19 protein-coding genes are annotated in these 16,244 nt (G+C 66.6%); 14 read left to right on the forward strand and 5 right to left on the reverse strand.

Features of this window, described 5'->3' with window-relative positions:
• Window positions 1-62: 62 nt before the first annotated feature.
• On the forward strand, window positions 63-533 hold the full coding sequence (locus SPI01S_RS00785) for an Hsp20 family protein (protein WP_066716676.1): 471 nt from the start codon (window positions 63-65) through the stop codon (window positions 531-533).
• An 89-nt stretch (window positions 534-622) separates the two neighbouring features.
• Here the strand turns inward: SPI01S_RS00785 and SPI01S_RS00790 are convergent, their stop codons facing one another.
• The 4 genes from SPI01S_RS00790 to secG all read right to left on the reverse strand — a co-directional run bounded on the left by SPI01S_RS00790 (window position 623) and on the right by secG (window position 5,408).
• Complete coding sequence (locus SPI01S_RS00790) at window positions 623-2,470, reverse strand: HAMP domain-containing methyl-accepting chemotaxis protein (protein WP_157084503.1); 1,848 nt, start codon at window positions 2,468-2,470, stop codon at window positions 623-625.
• Window positions 2,471-2,648: 178 nt separating this feature from the next.
• Window positions 2,649-3,308 (reverse strand): peptidylprolyl isomerase, encoded by a 660-nt coding sequence (locus SPI01S_RS00795; protein ID WP_066716678.1) that lies wholly within the window; start codon window positions 3,306-3,308, stop codon window positions 2,649-2,651.
• A gap of 4 nt (window positions 3,309-3,312) precedes the next feature.
• Window positions 3,313-4,944, reverse strand: coding sequence for a CTP synthase (pyrG, locus tag SPI01S_RS00800; protein WP_066716681.1), 1,632 nt, complete (start codon window positions 4,942-4,944; stop codon window positions 3,313-3,315).
• Between the two features lie 107 nt (window positions 4,945-5,051).
• Window positions 5,052-5,408, reverse strand: a complete 357-nt coding sequence (secG, locus tag SPI01S_RS00805; RefSeq protein WP_066716683.1) for a preprotein translocase subunit SecG — start codon at window positions 5,406-5,408, stop codon at window positions 5,052-5,054.
• A 224-nt stretch (window positions 5,409-5,632) separates the two neighbouring features.
• On the opposite strand from secG, the gene SPI01S_RS00810 reads away from it, so the two are divergent.
• From SPI01S_RS00810 to eda, 8 genes are all read left to right on the forward strand, one after another.
• Window positions 5,633-6,001 (forward strand): MarR family transcriptional regulator, encoded by a 369-nt coding sequence (locus SPI01S_RS00810; RefSeq protein WP_066716685.1) that lies wholly within the window; start codon window positions 5,633-5,635, stop codon window positions 5,999-6,001.
• 43 nt (window positions 6,002-6,044) lie between these two features.
• Complete coding sequence (locus tag SPI01S_RS00815) at window positions 6,045-6,311, forward strand: SH3 domain-containing protein (RefSeq protein ID WP_245653415.1); 267 nt, start codon at window positions 6,045-6,047, stop codon at window positions 6,309-6,311.
• Window positions 6,308-7,246, forward strand: a complete 939-nt coding sequence (gene argC / locus SPI01S_RS00820; protein WP_066716687.1) for an N-acetyl-gamma-glutamyl-phosphate reductase — start codon at window positions 6,308-6,310, stop codon at window positions 7,244-7,246. The genes SPI01S_RS00815 and argC overlap by 4 nt, the downstream gene beginning before the upstream one ends.
• 241 nt (window positions 7,247-7,487) lie before the next feature.
• Window positions 7,488-8,948 (forward strand): glucose-6-phosphate dehydrogenase, encoded by a 1,461-nt coding sequence (gene zwf, locus SPI01S_RS00825; protein WP_066716689.1) that lies wholly within the window; start codon window positions 7,488-7,490, stop codon window positions 8,946-8,948.
• Between the two features lie 217 nt (window positions 8,949-9,165).
• Complete coding sequence (gene pgl, locus SPI01S_RS00830; protein ID WP_066716692.1) at window positions 9,166-9,873, forward strand: 6-phosphogluconolactonase; 708 nt, start codon at window positions 9,166-9,168, stop codon at window positions 9,871-9,873.
• Window positions 9,874-11,697, forward strand: a complete 1,824-nt coding sequence (gene edd / locus SPI01S_RS00835; protein WP_066716695.1) for a phosphogluconate dehydratase — start codon at window positions 9,874-9,876, stop codon at window positions 11,695-11,697.
• A gap of 127 nt (window positions 11,698-11,824) precedes the next feature.
• Window positions 11,825-12,793, forward strand: coding sequence for a glucokinase (locus SPI01S_RS00840; RefSeq protein WP_066716698.1), 969 nt, complete (start codon window positions 11,825-11,827; stop codon window positions 12,791-12,793).
• Window positions 12,794-12,822: 29 nt separating this feature from the next.
• Window positions 12,823-13,407 (forward strand): bifunctional 4-hydroxy-2-oxoglutarate aldolase/2-dehydro-3-deoxy-phosphogluconate aldolase, encoded by a 585-nt coding sequence (gene eda / locus SPI01S_RS00845; RefSeq protein ID WP_066717603.1) that lies wholly within the window; start codon window positions 12,823-12,825, stop codon window positions 13,405-13,407.
• A gap of 53 nt (window positions 13,408-13,460) precedes the next feature.
• On the opposite strand, the gene SPI01S_RS00850 is transcribed toward eda, so the two are convergent.
• Window positions 13,461-14,228 (reverse strand): hypothetical protein, encoded by a 768-nt coding sequence (locus SPI01S_RS00850; RefSeq protein WP_245653416.1) that lies wholly within the window; start codon window positions 14,226-14,228, stop codon window positions 13,461-13,463.
• A gap of 232 nt (window positions 14,229-14,460) precedes the next feature.
• Between SPI01S_RS00850 and SPI01S_RS00855 the strand changes: the two genes are divergently transcribed.
• From SPI01S_RS00855 to SPI01S_RS00870, 5 genes are all read left to right on the forward strand, one after another.
• Complete coding sequence (locus SPI01S_RS00855) at window positions 14,461-14,667, forward strand: ParD-like family protein (RefSeq protein ID WP_066717606.1); 207 nt, start codon at window positions 14,461-14,463, stop codon at window positions 14,665-14,667.
• A gap of 1 nt (window position 14,668) precedes the next feature.
• Window positions 14,669-15,436 (forward strand): type I methionyl aminopeptidase, encoded by a 768-nt coding sequence (map, locus tag SPI01S_RS00860; RefSeq protein ID WP_066716702.1) that lies wholly within the window; start codon window positions 14,669-14,671, stop codon window positions 15,434-15,436.
• A gap of 126 nt (window positions 15,437-15,562) precedes the next feature.
• Entirely contained in the window at window positions 15,563-15,733 is a 171-nt protein-coding gene (locus SPI01S_RS22560; RefSeq protein ID WP_169804435.1) for a hypothetical protein, read from the forward strand.
• Window positions 15,733-16,008 (forward strand): hypothetical protein, encoded by a 276-nt coding sequence (locus SPI01S_RS00865; RefSeq protein WP_066716704.1) that lies wholly within the window; start codon window positions 15,733-15,735, stop codon window positions 16,006-16,008. The genes SPI01S_RS22560 and SPI01S_RS00865 overlap by 1 nt, the downstream gene beginning before the upstream one ends.
• Before the next feature lie 42 nt (window positions 16,009-16,050).
• Window positions 16,051-16,230 carry a hypothetical protein gene (locus SPI01S_RS00870; protein ID WP_066716708.1) on the forward strand — a complete coding sequence of 60 codons (180 nt, stop codon included), beginning with the start codon at window positions 16,051-16,053 and terminating at the stop codon, window positions 16,228-16,230.
• Window positions 16,231-16,244: the final 14 nt, after the last annotated feature.

Raw genomic sequence — 16,244 nt, forward strand, 5'->3', positions numbered from 1 at the left:
CCGCGGCAGTTGTCCGGGCTCCGAATGTTAGACGTTCAAATTGCTCACAGGAGGATCTGAAGATGCGTCAGTTAGACTTTGCACCCTTCCGTCGCTCGGCGATCGGGTTCGACCGGCTTTTCGACTTGCTCGAAGCCAGCGCCCGTCAGACGAGTTCGGAAAACTACCCCCCCTTCAACCTCGAGCGACTTGCCGAGGATCGCTATCGCATCACCATCGCGGTGGCCGGCTTCAAGGCGGACGAGATCGACATCACCGCGCAGCAGAACCTGCTGCTGGTCGCCGGCAAGAAGGCCGGGGAGAATGAGAACAATCAGGGCAATTACCTGCACCTGGGCATCGCCAATCGCAGCTTCGAACGCCGCTTCGAACTCGCCGACTTCGTGCGGGTGGAGAATGCGAACCTGGCCGACGGCCTGCTGACGATCGAGCTGCTGCGCGAAGTGCCCGAGGCGATGAAGCCCAAGAAGATCCAGGTGGGGTCCGGCAGCGTGGCCGAAGCGATCGACCATCGCACGGCGGACGCGGCCTAACTCACCAAGAGCTCGCGGCGTCTCCCTCCCTTTGGCGCAGCGACGGGGCGCTCGGGCTTCGGCCCGGGCGCCTTTTTCTCATGGCGACGTCAGAAGGAGGCCCAGTTGTCGGCGGTCGCCGATGCCGGCACCGGGGCCGCCAGCGGCTTGACCGGCGAAACATAGCCGTCAGCGCGCTGGGCTGGAGCGACAGGCCGCCGTGCCGGGCTACCACTCGTCCGCGCACCGACGTCGAACTTCGATGCCTGATCGATCAGGGCCTCGACCTCACCGGTCAGGTTCCGCGCTGCGGCGGACGTCTGCTCCACCATGGCGGCATTCTGCTGCGTGGACTTATCCATGGTGCTGACGGCTACCGCAATTTCCGTGACGGTGCTCGACTGGGCGTGATTGTCCTTTGCCATGCTTGCCAGCAATTCGTGTACGTCGTGCACATCGGTGGCGATGCCGGCCAGTGCGCCGTCCACTTTCTGCACCATGTCCACCGCGGCAACGATATCGGTCTGCGTCGCGGTGAGCTGATCACGGGCGCGGCCCGCTTCCTCCTCTGCACGCATCGCCAACGCGGAGACCAGATCGGCAACCACAGCAAAGCCGCGACCCGCTTCGCCCGCGCGACCGGCTTCGACGGCAGCGTTCATCGCGAGCACCCGCGTCTGGAACGCGATCTTGTCGAGGCCTTCGATCACGCTGTCGATGCCCTTCGCGCTGTCTGCAACCCGGGTCATCGCCTGCACGGCAGCGTCGGTGACGGCACGCCCGCCCTCCACCGTCACGCTTGCGCCATCGGCGCGGCCCACCGTCTGCCCAGCCGACGACGCCGTCGCCTTGAATCGCTGGTCCATCTGGGTGATGGCAGCGGCAGTCTGTTCCAGGCTGGCGGCATTGGCTTCGGTGCGCCGCGCCAGATCTTCGGACGCGCGCGCGATCTGGCCGGAGCCGCTGCTGATCGAAGCAGCACTCTCCAGCACCGCTCCGATCAACGCGCGCAGGCTGTGCAGCACCGCGTTGAAGTCCTGCCGCACCGGTTCATAGTCTGTCGGAAAAGGATCGCGGATGTCCTTGGTAAGATCGCCCGCCGAGATGGCCGAGATTGCCCCCCGCAGCGCGCTCGTCACCTGCACCTGGGTGGCGGCATTCTCTTCCTCCGCACGTGCCCGATCGGCCGCGGCAAGCCGGAAGATTTCGCACGCGCGCGCCATGCGGCCGATCTCGTCGATCTGTCCGGTATAGGGGATCGAGACCTCCTGTGCGGCGGCCAGCGACTCCATCGTATCAGCCAGCGTGCCGATCGGCCGTATGATGCTCTTGCGCGCAATCTGCAGTGCGAACAGCCAGACCGCCGCCACCACCACGGCAATGGCCAGCGCAACCCATCCGACCCAGCGGTTCACGGCGCCGGCATCGGTAGTCACCTGTTCCGAAATCAGGATCTGTTCGGAAGCCAGGGCCGACATGGTATCCGAAACCGGGTCGATTGCCGGGTACAGCCGATCGATGACGAAGCGGTCCAGCGCCCCACGATCGCCCCGCTTCAGAATGGCTTCCAATGCCTCCACCTGGGCATCCGCCGTGCGCATCCGCACTTCGGCCTCGCTCGCCAACTTCGCCTCGTTGCCCTCGATCAACGTTGCGCGATAGGCTTTCCAGCTCTGGGCGATCCGCGCGCGTCCCTCGGCGATCTGATGCGCCGCGTCGGCGAGCGTAATGTTGCCGTTGCGAGCCTTGTGCGAGGCATCGACGATGCTGACGGCATAGGCGTCCGCGATCGTCTTGATGTCCCGAAGCGGCTGGATCCGATCGATCAACAACGTATTGAAACTGGCCCGGTTGGAACGAACGCTGAGGTTCAACGTAGCAATCGTACCGACGAAAGCGGCTGCAAACAGCACAAGGCAGAACATGAGCTTCGCACGGATGGTGTAGCTGAGCAGCATGCGATCGATTTCTCCAACACGCGCAGTTATGCCTTGACCCGGCGGCATCTACGGCAGTGATTGGAAACGTTATAGACGGAGGCATGTCGAACCAGCTGATCCGGCCCGGGATTAACCTCTATCTTTGCGCAGAAAGTATTTTTACGGAGGCCGGTGGCCCCTGTCCTGCCTGGATCGTCTACGTTGCCGGTTTCAACCCCAGCAACCACGGCTTCACCCGCCCCGTCGGCTTGGCAACCCCGTCCAGCCGCTCGGCCCGCACGATCGTCACCGGTTTGAGGATCATCTGGCCCTTCATCACGTCGCGCCCGCCGCCGCTGGGCAGCGCGAGGATCCGCTGGACCACGTCCATGCCGCCCACCACCTGGCCGAACGCCGCGAACCCCAGGTTTTGCCCACGTGCGTCGAGCCCCGGATTGTCGCCGACCATGATCGAGAAATTGCCGTTGGCCGAATTGGGGTTCGGCCCGTGCGCCATCGAGATGGTGCCGTTCAGGTGTTTCAGCCCGGTCTTGCTGGTCGGCTCCAGCGGCAGCGGATCGAGCATCCGGCGCGCGTCGGTGCCGACGCCGCCCTGGATGAAGCCCCGGGTCGGCTCGGTCTTGCGCCGCGCGGTGCGGTAGAAATCGGTGCCCTCCAGCCGCCCGTCATCGACATAGGCGAGGAAGTTGGCGACGGTCTTGGGCGCGCGCTTCGCATCCAGTGCGAGGGTGATCGCGCCCATGCTCGTCACCAGCCGCACGCGGACCTGGCCGGGCGCCGGCCGAGGCTGCTGCGGTGCGGGCGCTGCGGACACCGCCAGCAGCGCCAGCCCGGCGACGAAAACCCGCCGCAGCACGCGCCTAGACGAGCCGCGAATGCTTGACGGCGGCTTCGATGAAGCCCGCGAACAGCGGGTGCGGATCGAACGGCTTGGACTTGAGCTCGGGGTGGAACTGCACGCCGACGAACCAGGGATGGTCCGGCCGCTCCACGATTTCGGGCAGCGTGCCGTCGGGCGACATGCCCGAGAAGACCAGCCCGCCCTCTTCGAGCACCGGCTTGTAGGCGGTGTTCACCTCATAGCGGTGGCGGTGGCGTTCGCTGATCGAATCGGTGCCGTAGATCGACGCGACGACGCTGTTGCCGCCCAGCTTCGCCGGATAGGCACCGAGCCGCATCGTGCCGCCCAGGTCGCCGCCGGCTTCGCGCTTCTGCAGCCCGTCGGAAGTCATCCACTCGGTAATCATGCCGACCACCGGCTCTTCCGTAGGGCCGAACTCGGTGGTCGAGGCATTGGCGACGCCCTGGGCGCGGACGCCCTCGATGCACGCCATCTGCATGCCGAGGCAGATGCCGAAGAACGGCACGCTCCGCTCGCGCGCGAAGCGGACGCCGGCGATCTTGCCCTCGCTGCCGCGCTCGCCGAACCCGCCGGGCACGAGGATGCCGTGCATCGGCTCCAGCATCGCGGCGACTTCGGCCTCTTCCTGCTCGAACAATTCGGCGTCGAGCCAGCGGATGTTGACCTTCACCCGGTTGGCGATTCCGCCATGCACCAGCGCCTCGGTAAGCGACTTATAGGCGTCGGGGACGCCCATATACTTGCCGACCACGCCGATCGTGACTTCGCCTTCCGGATTCTCGAGCCGCTCGACGATGCCGCTCCAGCGGCTGAGGTCGGGCGACGGGCCCGGCTCGATACCGAACGCCTTGAGCACTTCGCCGTCCAGACCCTCGCCGTGATACTGCAGCGGCACCGCATAGATGCTCTTGGCGTCGAGCGCGGGGATCACCGCCGAGGTCGGCACGTTGCAGAACTGCGCGATCTTGGCGCGCTCGCCGGCCGGCAGCGGCCGCTCGGAGCGGCATACCAGCACGTCTGGCTGCACGCCCAGCGCGGCCAGCTCGCGCACGCTATGCTGGGTAGGCTTGGTCTTCAGCTCGCCCGCGGCGGCGATGTAGGGCACCAGGGTCACGTGGATGCTGACGGTCTGGCCGCGGCCGAGATCGTTGCGGAGCTGGCGAATCGCTTCGATGAACGGCAGCGACTCGATGTCGCCCACGGTGCCGCCGATCTCGCACAGCACGAAATCCAGATCCTCGGTTTCCGCCTGGGCGAACGCCTTGATCGCGTCGGTCACGTGCGGGACGACCTGCACGGTGGCGCCCAGATAGTCACCGCGGCGCTCGCGCTCGATGATCGTCTTGTAGATCCGGCCCGAGGTGACGTTGTCGGCCTGGCGCGCGGTCACGCCGGTGAAGCGCTCGTAATGGCCGAGGTCGAGATCGGTCTCGGCGCCATCGTCGGTGACGTAGACCTCACCATGCTGGTGCGGCGACATCGTGCCGGGATCGACGTTGAGATAGGGATCGAACTTGCGGATGCGGACTCGATAGCCACGGGCCTGGAGCAACGCCGCGAGGCTCGCTGCCATGAGACCCTTGCCGAGCGAGGAGACCACGCCGCCGGTGATGAAGATGTACCGCGCCATGGGAGAAAACGCCTAACGTCAAAGGGCGCAGACCGGCAAGCGTAAGAATCCGCCGGTTGCGCAAATTTTACGGTTAATCCGCCGCAAGCGCGGCGAACTACGGATGCTTACTGGCTGAACGGAACCGCGCTGTTGCCGGTCGGGGCCGTTTCGTTGCCGACCGGCGCGGGTACGCTCGGGATCGCGAGCGGGGCGACGGCGGCGGGCGCCTTCTGCAGGCCTGCGTCGATCTTGGTGGAGTGCCGGGTCGCCGCGAGGAAGGCCAGCACGATGCTCATCAGGATGAACGCGGTTGCGAGGATCGCGGTGAGACGCGTCAGGAAATCGGCCGCGCCGCGTGCCGACATGAGACCGGCCGGGCTGCCGCCCGTGGTGAGGCCGCCGCCCTCCGACTTCTGAACGAGGATCACCCCCACCAGCAGGGCAGCGATGATGAACTGTACGACGAGGAGGAAGGTGAACATGAAATCCGGTGCCCGTTAGCGAAGCCGGCGACATAGGCGAGGCCGCCCGTGCAATCAACCGCCTGTTCCGGCTCCGACTCCAACGCGTGCGGGCAAACCCATGCGCCGTCAGCATTTTCATCGCGCTTTTCGCACAACATTTCGCCCGCGCACTGAAACCTAGTTGCAAAATGCGCGTTTGTTTCATCGGTTCGATGCCGTGCCGGGCCTGAAACGAACGAGTGATGCTTGTGAACGCTATGTCCGAACAGACCCTGTGGGGATGGAAAAATACGCTGATCGATTATGTGCGCTCGGGAGAACCCGATCTCACCAATCGGCAGATGGCGCTGCTGATGCTTGTATATCTGGACCCCGGCCCCCATACGGTGCGCGGTCTGGCACGAGCGCTCAACGTCTCGAAGCCGGTGGTCACGCGCGCCTTGAATCGACTGGGCACGCTCGGCTATCTGCGCCGCCAGCGCGACGACACCGACAAGCGCAACATCTTTGTAGCGCGCACCGCGGAAGGGGCAGAGTTTCTTGCAGAGTTCGGGCATTTCCTCGCTGGCAACACCATCAGCGAGCCAGTCCCAGAGCGCGCCGACGCGTAAGCGTCTGGCGCTTGGCGGCCGATCGGTCGCGATTGATCCACGGGTGGACGCGGTCCGCCCCGACATCGCCGATATCCGCCTGGCCGGCCGCGTCTTCGCGCCGCATTATGCCGCGCCGATGCCCCGGGTGATCCATTTCGAGACAGCGCTGCGCGTCTCCGCCAAGGGCGACGAACCGGCGCTGGCCACCCTGCAGAAGGGGGACGTCTTCGAGGTGCTCGAAGTAGCGGGGAGCAACGCCTGGGGAGTCGCTCCGGGCCCAGGACTGGTCGGCTATGTCGACGCATCGGCCCTGGGGGAAACCGAATGATCGCGCGCGTCTTCATCGACGGCGCCGCCGGCACCACCGGCCTCGAGATTCGGGAGCGCCTCGCCGGCCGCTCCGAGATCGACGTGATGGTCCTCGACGACCAGGACCGCAAGGATCCGAAGAAGCGCGAGGAGGCGCTGAACGCCGCCGATTTCGTCATCCTCTGCCTGCCAGACGACGCGGCGCGCGAGGCGGTGGCGATGATCCGCAACGACCGCACGCGGGTGATCGATGCCTCGACCGCCTACCGCACCGCGCCCGACTGGACCTATGGCTTCGCCGAGCTCGAACCCGGCCAGGCGGCGGCGATTGCCGAGGCGGCGCGGGTCAGCAACCCCGGCTGCTACCCCACCGGTTTCCTCGCACTGGTCCGCCCGTTGATCCGCGCCGGGCTGATCCCGCATGACTTCCCGCTCAGCGTCAACGCGGTGTCCGGCTATTCGGGCGGCGGTCGCGCGATGATCGCCGAGTTCGAGGGCAATGGCCCTGAGGCGACGGAAACCGCCTTCCGTCCCTATGGCCTCTCGCTCGCGCACAAGCATGTGCCCGAGATGCAGAAGCATGCCCGCATCGAGCATCCGCCGATCTTCCTGCCATCGGTCGCGCGCACGTATCGCGGCATGATCGTGGAAGTGCCGCTGCCGCTGTTCGCCTTCACCCGCAAGCCCTCGGTAGAGGCACTGGAGACGGTGCTGCGCGACGCCTATCGCGACTCGCCGGTCGTGCAGGTGCTGCCCGCCGACGTCGCGACCGTATCGATCGAGGAAAATGCCGGTACCGATCGCCTGTCGGTCCGCGTGTTCGGCAATGACGAGGCGCGCCAGGCGCGGCTGATCGCCACGCTCGACAATCTCGGCAAGGGTGCGGCCGGTGCGGCGGTGCAGAACCTGAACATCATGGCCGGGCTGGACCCCACCGCCGGGCTGGTGCTGTAAGCGGCTTCCCATTCCCCGACCACTCGCGGGAGCGGTCGGGGAAGGATGTGGCGTGGCGGCGCTTCCTTCCACGATATCACGCGCGAACGCCACACACCTCCTCTGCCTCCTCCCCGCAATCGGGAGGGGAATTCCGGGAACAATCCTTCAAATTTTCCCGCTTCCGCATACCTATTCACCCCCTCCGGCTTGATCTTTCGATCGCATTGGTGTCTCGCGGGGCGAACCAATCGAGAGGGAAATGATGCAGCAGCCTGTCGGCAAATTGCTTCTGTTCGGTGCCACCGGTGATCTGGCGCAGCGTATGCTGCTCCCCTCGCTGTATGCGCTGCACGCCGATGGCCTGCTTCCCGATGGCCTCACCATTACCGGTACTGCCCGCTCCGAGCATGACGACGAGGGCTACCGCGCCTTCGCCGCCAAGGCGCTCGACCAGTTCCTGCCGGCCGATCGGAAAGACGACAGCGCTGTCGCCAGCTTCCTGCAACGCGTCCATTACCAGACGCTCGATGCCTCGCAGACCGAAGGCTATGCCGCGCTGAAGGACAAGCTGGGCGACATTTCCGGCGGCCTCGCCATCTTCCTGTCGACCGCGCCCTGGCTGTTCGGCCCGACCATCAAGGGCCTCGAATCGGCCGGCCTGGCGGGCGAGAATGTCCGCATCAGCCTGGAGAAGCCGCTCGGCCGCGACCTCGCCTCCAGCCGCGAGATCAACGACATCGTCGCCGAAGCCTTTCCGGAAGAGCGCACCTTCCGCATCGACCATTATCTCGGCAAGGAGACGGTGCAGAACATCCTCGCGCTGCGCTTCGGCAATTCGCTGTTCGAGCCGGTGTGGAACGCCCGCGGCATCGACAGCGTGCAGATCACCGTCTCCGAGACGGTCGGCCTCGAAGGCCGCGCCGGCTTCTACGAGGATACCGGCGCGCTGCGCGACATGGTGCAGAACCACATGCTCCAGCTCGTTGCGCTGATCGCGATGGAGCCCCCTGCCCGCTTCGACGGCACCTCGATCCGCGACGAGAAGGTCAAGGTACTCCGCTCGCTCCGCAAGATCGCGGCGGCGGATGCGCCCAACCTCACCGTGGTCGGCCAATATGGCGGCGGCGCGGTGAAGGGGCAGATCGTCCGCGACTATGCCACCGATCTCGGCAAGGACTCGCGCACCGAGACCTTCGTCGCGATCAAGGCGCATGTCGACAATTGGCGCTGGCAGGGCGTGCCCTTCTACCTGCGCACCGGCAAGCGCCTCGCCGAGCGCCGCTCCGAAATCGTCATCCAGTTCAAGCCGGTGCCGCATTCGATCTTCGCCGAGCGTGGCGGCATGCTCCAGCCCAACGCGCTGGTGATCCGCCTCCAGCCGGAGGAATATGTCCAGCTGCTGGTGATGGCCAAGCAGCCCGGGCTCGACCGCGAGGGCTATCGCCTGCGCGAAGTGCCGCTCAACCTCAGCCTCGACGCCGAATTCGCCGGCACCACGCGCCGCATCGCCTATGAACGCCTGCTGCTCGACCTGATCGAGGGCGATCCCACGCTGTTCGTGCGCCGCGACGAGGTGGAAGCGCAGTGGGAGTGGATCGATGCGATCCGCGCCGGCTGGGACGCCAACGATCTCAAGCCCAAGCCCTATGCCTCGGGCAGCTGGGGCCCCTCGCTCTCGATCGCGCTCACCGAGCGCGACGGGGTGCACTGGCACGAATGAACGGGGCGAGCGCCTTTTCTACACACGTCACCCCGGCGAAAGCCGGGATCCATTGCCCTCACCGTCCCGGCTCCATCCCCAGCGCCGCTGTGAAACGGATCCCGGCTTCCGCCGGGATGACGGTTGAAGGGCGAGCGAACCCGCAAACCATTTCCTATATCGGACCCGCGCGGCCGCCCGGCCGCCGCCCCGGTCCCACCAAACCCAAGGAGCTGACATGACGACCGAAATCGAATGGTGGGACTATGACGACACCGCCGAGATGGGCGACGCGCTCGCCGGCGACGTCCAGTTCATCATCGAAAGCGCGATCGACGCGCGCGGCGCCGCGGTCATCGCGCTCGCCGGCGGTCGCACCCCCGGCCCGATCTACGCCAAGTTGAGCAAGGCCAAGCTCGACTGGAAGCGCGTGACGATCATCCCCACCGACGATCGCATCGTGCCGATGGGCGATCCGATGTCGAACGTGACCGGCCTCGCCAAGGTGTTCCTGCCGCTCGGCGCGCGGGTAATCCCGGTCGTCAGCGAGAAGGCCGACGACTACAAGGCCGCCGGCCGCGCCGCCGATGCGCGTCTCCAGGACTTCCACTGGCCGCTCGACCTCTGCCTGCTCGGCATGGGCGCCGATGGCCACACCGCGTCGATCTTCCCCGGCCCCGACCTCGCCGAGGCGCTGACCGGCCGCAAGGAGCGCCGCGCGCTGGGCGTGATGCCCGATCCGCTGCCCCCAGAGGCACCGGTCCCGCGCGTCTCGCTGTCGCTTGCCGCCATCGTGTCGGCGCGCGCGCTGATGATCGCGATCACCGGCCAGGAAAAGAAGGACGTGCTGGAGCGCGCTATTTCCGAAGGCGCCGGCTCGACGCTGCCGATCGGCCGCGTGCTCGCCGAAACCGAACTGCCCGTCGACATCCACTGGAGCCTGTAAATGGCCAATCTGCACGCCGAAATCGCAGCCGTCACTGACCGGGTGATCGAGCGGTCCAAGGCGGGCCGCGCTGCCTATCTCGACCTGATCCGCCGCGAGCGCGAATCGGGGAATGACCGGCCGAAGCTCGGCTGCGCCAACCTCGCCCATGCCTATGCGGGCACCGAGGAACAGCGCGAGCAGCTCAAGACCGGTGCGCGGATGAACATCGGCATCGTCACGTCGTACAACGACATGCTGTCGGCCCATGCCCCCTATTACCGCTACCCCGAGCAGATGAAGATCTGGGCGCTCGAAGCCGGCGCCACCGCGCAGGTCGCGGGCGGCGTGCCCGCGATGTGCGACGGCGTGACCCAGGGCTATCAGGGCATGGAATTGTCGCTGTTCAGCCGCGACACCATCGCCATGTCCACCGCCGTGTCGCTCAGCCACCGCGTGTTCGAAGGCGCGGCACTGCTCGGCATCTGCGACAAGATCGTGCCGGGCCTGCTGATGGGCGCGCTGCGCTTCGGGCATCTGCCGATGGTGCTGATCCCCGGCGGCCCGATGCGTTCGGGCCTGCCGAACAAGGAAAAGGCCGCCGTCCGCGAACGCTTTGCCGAGGGCAAGGCGACCCGCGAGGAACTGCTCGAGGCGGAGATCGCCGCCTATCACGGCAAGGGCACCTGCACCTTCTACGGCACGGCGAACTCGAACCAGATGATGATGGAGGCGATGGGCCTCCATGTCCCTGGCTCGGCCTTCGCCAATCCGGGCACCAAGCTGCGCCAGGAACTCACCCGCTACGCCGTCCACCGCCTGACGGAGATCGGCTGGAACGGTGACGATTATCGCCCGATCGGCCATGTCGTCGACGAGAAGGCGATCGTGAACGCCGCGATCGTGCTGCTCGCCACCGGCGGCTCGACCAACCACCTGATCCACGTCCCCGCCTTCGCGCGCGCGGCCGGCATCGTCATCGACTGGGACGATTTCGATCGCCTGTCGCGCGCGGTGCCGCTGATGACCCGCGTCTATCCGAACGGTTCGGCCGACGTGAACCAGTTCGAGGATGCCGGCGGCCCGTCCTTCGTTATCAAGGAACTGCTCCGCGCCGGTCTGATGCACGGCGACGCGCTCACCATCGCCAAGGACGGCATGGCCGCCTATGGCCGCAAGCCCGACATCGAGGGCGACGCGCTGGTCTGGACCGAGCACGGCGAAAAGAGCAACGACGAGAGCATCGTCCGCACGGTCGAGACCGCCTTCTCCCCCGAGGGCGGCTTCCGCATCCTCAAGGGCAATATCGGCCGCGCCTGCATCAAGGTCTCGGCGGTCGAGCGCGAGCGCTGGGTCATCGAGGCCCCGGCCCGCGTCTTCGCCGACCAGTCCGAAGTGCTCGCCGCGTTCAAGGCCGGCGAACTCGAGCAGGATGTCGTGGTCGTCGTCCGCTTCCAGGGCCCGCGCGCCAACGGCATGCCCGAGTTGCACAAGCTCACGCCCCAGCTGGGCGTCCTGCAGAACCGCGGCTTCAAGGTGGCATTGGTCACCGATGGCCGCATGTCGGGTGCCAGCGGCAAGGTGCCGGCGGCGATCCACCTCTCGCCCGAGGCGCTGGGCGGCGGCCCGATCGGCAAGGTGCGCGACGGCGACATCATCCGCCTCGACGCCGAGAACGGCGTGCTGGAGGCGCTGGTCCCCGCCGACGAGTGGGACGCGCGCGAGCATGCCGTCGCTCCGCCGCCTGCCATCGGTACCGGCCGCGAGCTGTTCGCCATGCTGCGCCATCATTGCGACGAAGCCGAAAAGGGCGCGTCGGCGATGCTGCACGAAGCGGGCCTGTGAGACTGTAACACCTGTAAATCATACCCGGTGGCGCCGCGCGGACTTTACTTCCGCGCGGCGGACGGGAAGAAGGACCGCCGCCCACTGGCAACGTTGACAGGGGCTGCAGAGAGAGGATCGAAATCGGATGGAAGTCGTCGCCGTCGACATCGGGGGGACCCACGCGCGCTTCGCCGTAGCGGAGGTCGCGGAAGGTCGCGTCGTCTCGCTCAGCGAGCCGATCACCCAGAAGGTGGCCGAACATCCCAGCCTGCAGCTCGCCTGGCGCGCGTTCGGCGAGCAGCTTGGCCGTCCGGTGCCCAAGGCCGCGGCGATCGCCGTCGCCTCGCCGATCAACAACGATCTGATCAAGCTTACCAACAATCCCTGGATCATTCGCCCGCAGTTGATCCCCGATCGGCTGGGCGCGGACACCTGGACCCTCGTCAATGATTTCGAGGCGATCGGCCACGCGGTCGCCCAGTTGGAAGACGAAGCCTTCCTCCACCTCTGCGGACCCGACACCGCGCTGCCGGGCAAGGGCTCGATCACGGTCTGCGGCCCGGGCACCGGGCTCGGCGTGGCTCAGGTGTTCCGCCATGGTGGTGGCTACGACATCATCGCTACCGAAGGTGGCCACAGCGACTTCGCGCCACTCGACGCGATCGAGGATGCGCTGGTCAAGCGCCTGCGTCGCACCTACCAGCGCGTCTCCAAGGAACGCATCGTAGCCGGCCCGGCGATCGTCTCGATCTACGAGACGCTCGCCGATCTGGAGGGCGTGCCCGTCCCCCGGCTTGACGACAAGGCGATCTGGACGCTGGCGCTGGAGGGCAAGGACAGCCTGGCGGTCGCCGCGCTCGATCGCTTCTGCCTCAGCCTCGGGGCGGTGGCGGGCGACCTTGCGCTCGGCCATGGCCCCGCCGCGGTGGTGATCGCCGGCGGTCTGGGCTTGCGCCTGAAGGACCATCTGCTGCAATCGGGCTTCGGCGAGCGATTCGTCGCCAAGGGGCGCTTCCGCTCCCTGATGGCGACGATCCCCGTCAAACTGATCACCCATCCCCAGCCGGGCCTGTACGGCGCAGCCGCCGCCTTCGCCCAGGAGCATGCACAGTGAGCGACACCCGCCCTTCGATCGAAGCCATCATGCGCACCGCACCCGTCATCCCGGTGCTGGTGATCGACGACGCCGCCAAGGCGCGTCCGCTTGCCGAGGCGCTGGTGAAGGGCGGCCTGCGCGTGCTCGAAGTGACGATGCGCACGCCTGCCGCGCTCGACGCGATCCGGGAGATGAAGCAGGTGCCCGGCGCGATCGTCGGCGCCGGCACGGTGGTGAACACCGCGCAGTTCGAGCAGGTGATGAAGGAGGATGCCGAGTTCATCGTCTCCCCCGGCCTCACCGATCGCCTGGGCGACGCGATCGTCAAGAGCGGCGTGCCGTACCTCCCGGGCATCGCCAATGCCGGCGACATCATGCGCGGGCTCGACCTGGGCCTCAGCCACTTCAAGTTCTTCCCGGCCGAGACCTCGGGCGGCCTCAAGGCGCTGAAGGCGCTCGCCGCGCCCTTCTACCAGGCGAAATTCTGCCCCACCGGCGGCATCAGCCTGGCGAGCGCGCCCGAGTGGCTCGCCTTCGATCCGGTGCTCTGCGTCGGCGGCAGCTGGATCGCCAGCGGTTCGCTCGAAGAAGTCGAAGCCAAGGCACGCGAGGCCGCCGCGCTGCCGCGGTAATCGTTACGCTTCATCCCCTCCTCCGAGGAGGAGGGGATCAGCCGGTGCATCCCTCAAAACTTGTTGCGGCTTCCGCTCCAATCGCCCTGGTCGCAGCTGCCGCGAAACTTCTCGATGCCATCGATCGCGATGCGCCCGATCCGCCGGTCGATATCGACCCGCGGCTTGTTGAGCCCGTTCAGCCGATATTGCGCGGTGATCCGGTCCCGCGTCATCCGGACATCGTCCAGATCCCACCAGCCATCGCGGCCGCCCGAATGGATCGGCGGGATCAGCTTGCCCGCCAGTCGGATGCGTCCGCCATCGCCCCACAGCTCCACCTGCACCGTCGAATCGAAACGCTGGGTACCGCTCTCGACGGCACTGTAGGATTCGTAGCGATGGGTCCGGTCGTTCCACACATAGCCCGAGCGGTAGCTGCTGCCCGGTTTTTGCCCTTCGCCCCAGCAGATCAGCGTCAGTTGCTCGCGCGGGCGCTCTCCCAGCGGCGGGCCACCCGGGCGCGGCCGGTTTCCGGCCTCCTGGCCACCGCTCGCGCAGGCCGAAGGCGGGCTCGCCACGATCGCGGCATAGCGCCCATCCTTGGTGGTGATGGTCGCACAGCTGCGGGTGCCGGCGTTCCACCAGCTGCTCCACTTGCGGTCTGGTCCGCTTTCGGTGCGCACCCACGCATAGCCGCGCCGCCCGAGCTCGGCTTCCGCCTGCCCACCGCGCGCGCCGACGAGATCCTGCAAGTCGCGCGGCGTATCCTGCGCGGCCGCCGGATACGGGCCGATCCCGCACATCAGGACCACCACTGCCGACGTAAATCCATGGCGCACGACACATCTCCCCCGTAGATACGATGCCACCCATCTTACAGCGACCCTTATGCCATGAGGAGCGATGCGAACCAATACTGCTCCAATGGCTAAGCTTTCTTGGCAATGAGGAGCAGCAACATGCTGATGTTGCACATCTCACTGGCGCGATATCGCGACCGGTGCGACAACGGTTGACGCGTTCAACATACGAACCATATACGCTTCACTTGCAAAGCAGATGGAGCAGCAGATGGGCATCGTGAAAATCGCCGACGACCTCCACGCGGAGGCCCGCCGCGCCAGTGCCGTGATGTGCCGTTCGATCAATGCCCAGGCCGAATATTGGATGAAGATCGGCATGCTCGCCGAGGCGAACCCCACCCTCGCCTTCCACGAGATCGTCCGCCGCCAGCTCGCCGAAGCGCAGGTCGGCACCGCCGCGCTCGAGGCTGCCTGAGATGGTCAAGACGCCCGCAGAACTCGATCTGATGCGCGAAGCCGGGCGGCTGCTCGCCCAGGTGTTCGCCATGCTCGATCGCCAGCCGCTCGCCGGCATGTCGACGCTGGAAATCGACACGCTGGTCGACAACTACATCACCCATGATCTCGCCGCCCGCCCCGCCAGCAAGGGGCAATATGGCTATGGCTTCGTGCTCAACTGCTCGATCAACCATGTCGTCTGCCACGGCGTGCCCGATGCCGAGACGATCGTCCGCGACGGCGACATCATCAACCTCGACATCACGCTGGAAAAGAACGGCTTCATCGCCGATTCGAGCAAGACCTACATGGTCGGCAGCGTATCGCCCCAGGCCCGCCGGCTGGTGCAGGTGACGCAGGAGGCGATGTGGAAGGGCATCGCCCAGGTCCGCCCCGGCGCCACGCTTGGCGACATCGGCGCGGCGATCGAGCGGCATGCCAGGCAGCACGGCTATGCGGTGGTGCGCGATTATTGCGGCCACGGCATCGGCCGCAAGATGCACGAGGAGCCCTCGGTGCTCCATTTCGGCCGTGCCGGCACCGGGATGAAACTGCGCGAAGGCATGACCTTCACGATCGAGCCAATGCTCAACCAGGGTACCCGCAAGGTGACGACGCTTGACGATGGCTGGACGGTGGTCACCAACGATCGCAAGCTCTCCGCCCAGTTCGAGCATACCGTCGCGGTTACCGCCGACGGCGTCGAGGTGCTGACGCTGCGCAATGACGAGCGCGTGCCCGCCTGACGCCGGTGGCGGGGCGGTTGCGAAACGAGCGGGCAATCCCCATCTTGTAACCATCGTCGGCTTTCAACCCGTAAGCGCCGGCGGCTGGGTCCGTGATGTTCTCGCTTGCACCGCAGGGGTGTCCCCATGGACCTCGACTATTTCGTCTCGCGACATCGCGAATCGCTGCTCCGCGCAGGCAATGCCCCGTGCGTGTCCTCGCGCGCTTCGCACCGCGCGCTCGCAGCCGGCTATGCCGAGCGGATCCGCCAGTTGCGCGAGGCATCCGTAACCGCCACCCTGGCGATTGCCGCCTGATGGGGGCGATTACCCGGATCGCCGTCGGCGCAACGTCCGACGAACTCGACCGCAAGCGCTTCCGCGGCGCAGCGCGAACGAAGCTGGCGCCCGACGTGATCGCCCGGCAGTCGCGTATCGCGCTGCTCGCCTTCCAGTGCCTGCCCGACCGCGAGACCGCGCTGGCATTCCTCAACAATGTCGACGAGACCCTGGGCGGCCGCCCGGTCGACATTGCCAGCACGAACGAGGAAGGCGCGGAACGCGTCGCTGCCGCGTTGCGCGCACGCGCCTGATCCCCCCATGTTCCAAACGACGAAGATCGACTAAGCAGCGCCATGGCCGAACGCTTTGAACGACATCGCCAGCCGTGGCGCCCCGACGAGCTGCAAAAGCTCCACACCCTCGCGAAGAAGGGGATGCCGCTGCGCGCGATCGCCAAGGCGCTCACCCGCAGCGAGGAATCGGTGAAGGAACGCGCCAAGCTCGACGGGCTGGCGATCGCCAAGCTGCACTGAGCCGGGCGGGTCGT

This window comes from Sphingomonas pituitosa NBRC 102491 (genome assembly GCF_001598435.1).
Taxonomy (GTDB): Bacteria; Pseudomonadota; Alphaproteobacteria; order Sphingomonadales; family Sphingomonadaceae; genus Sphingomonas; species Sphingomonas pituitosa.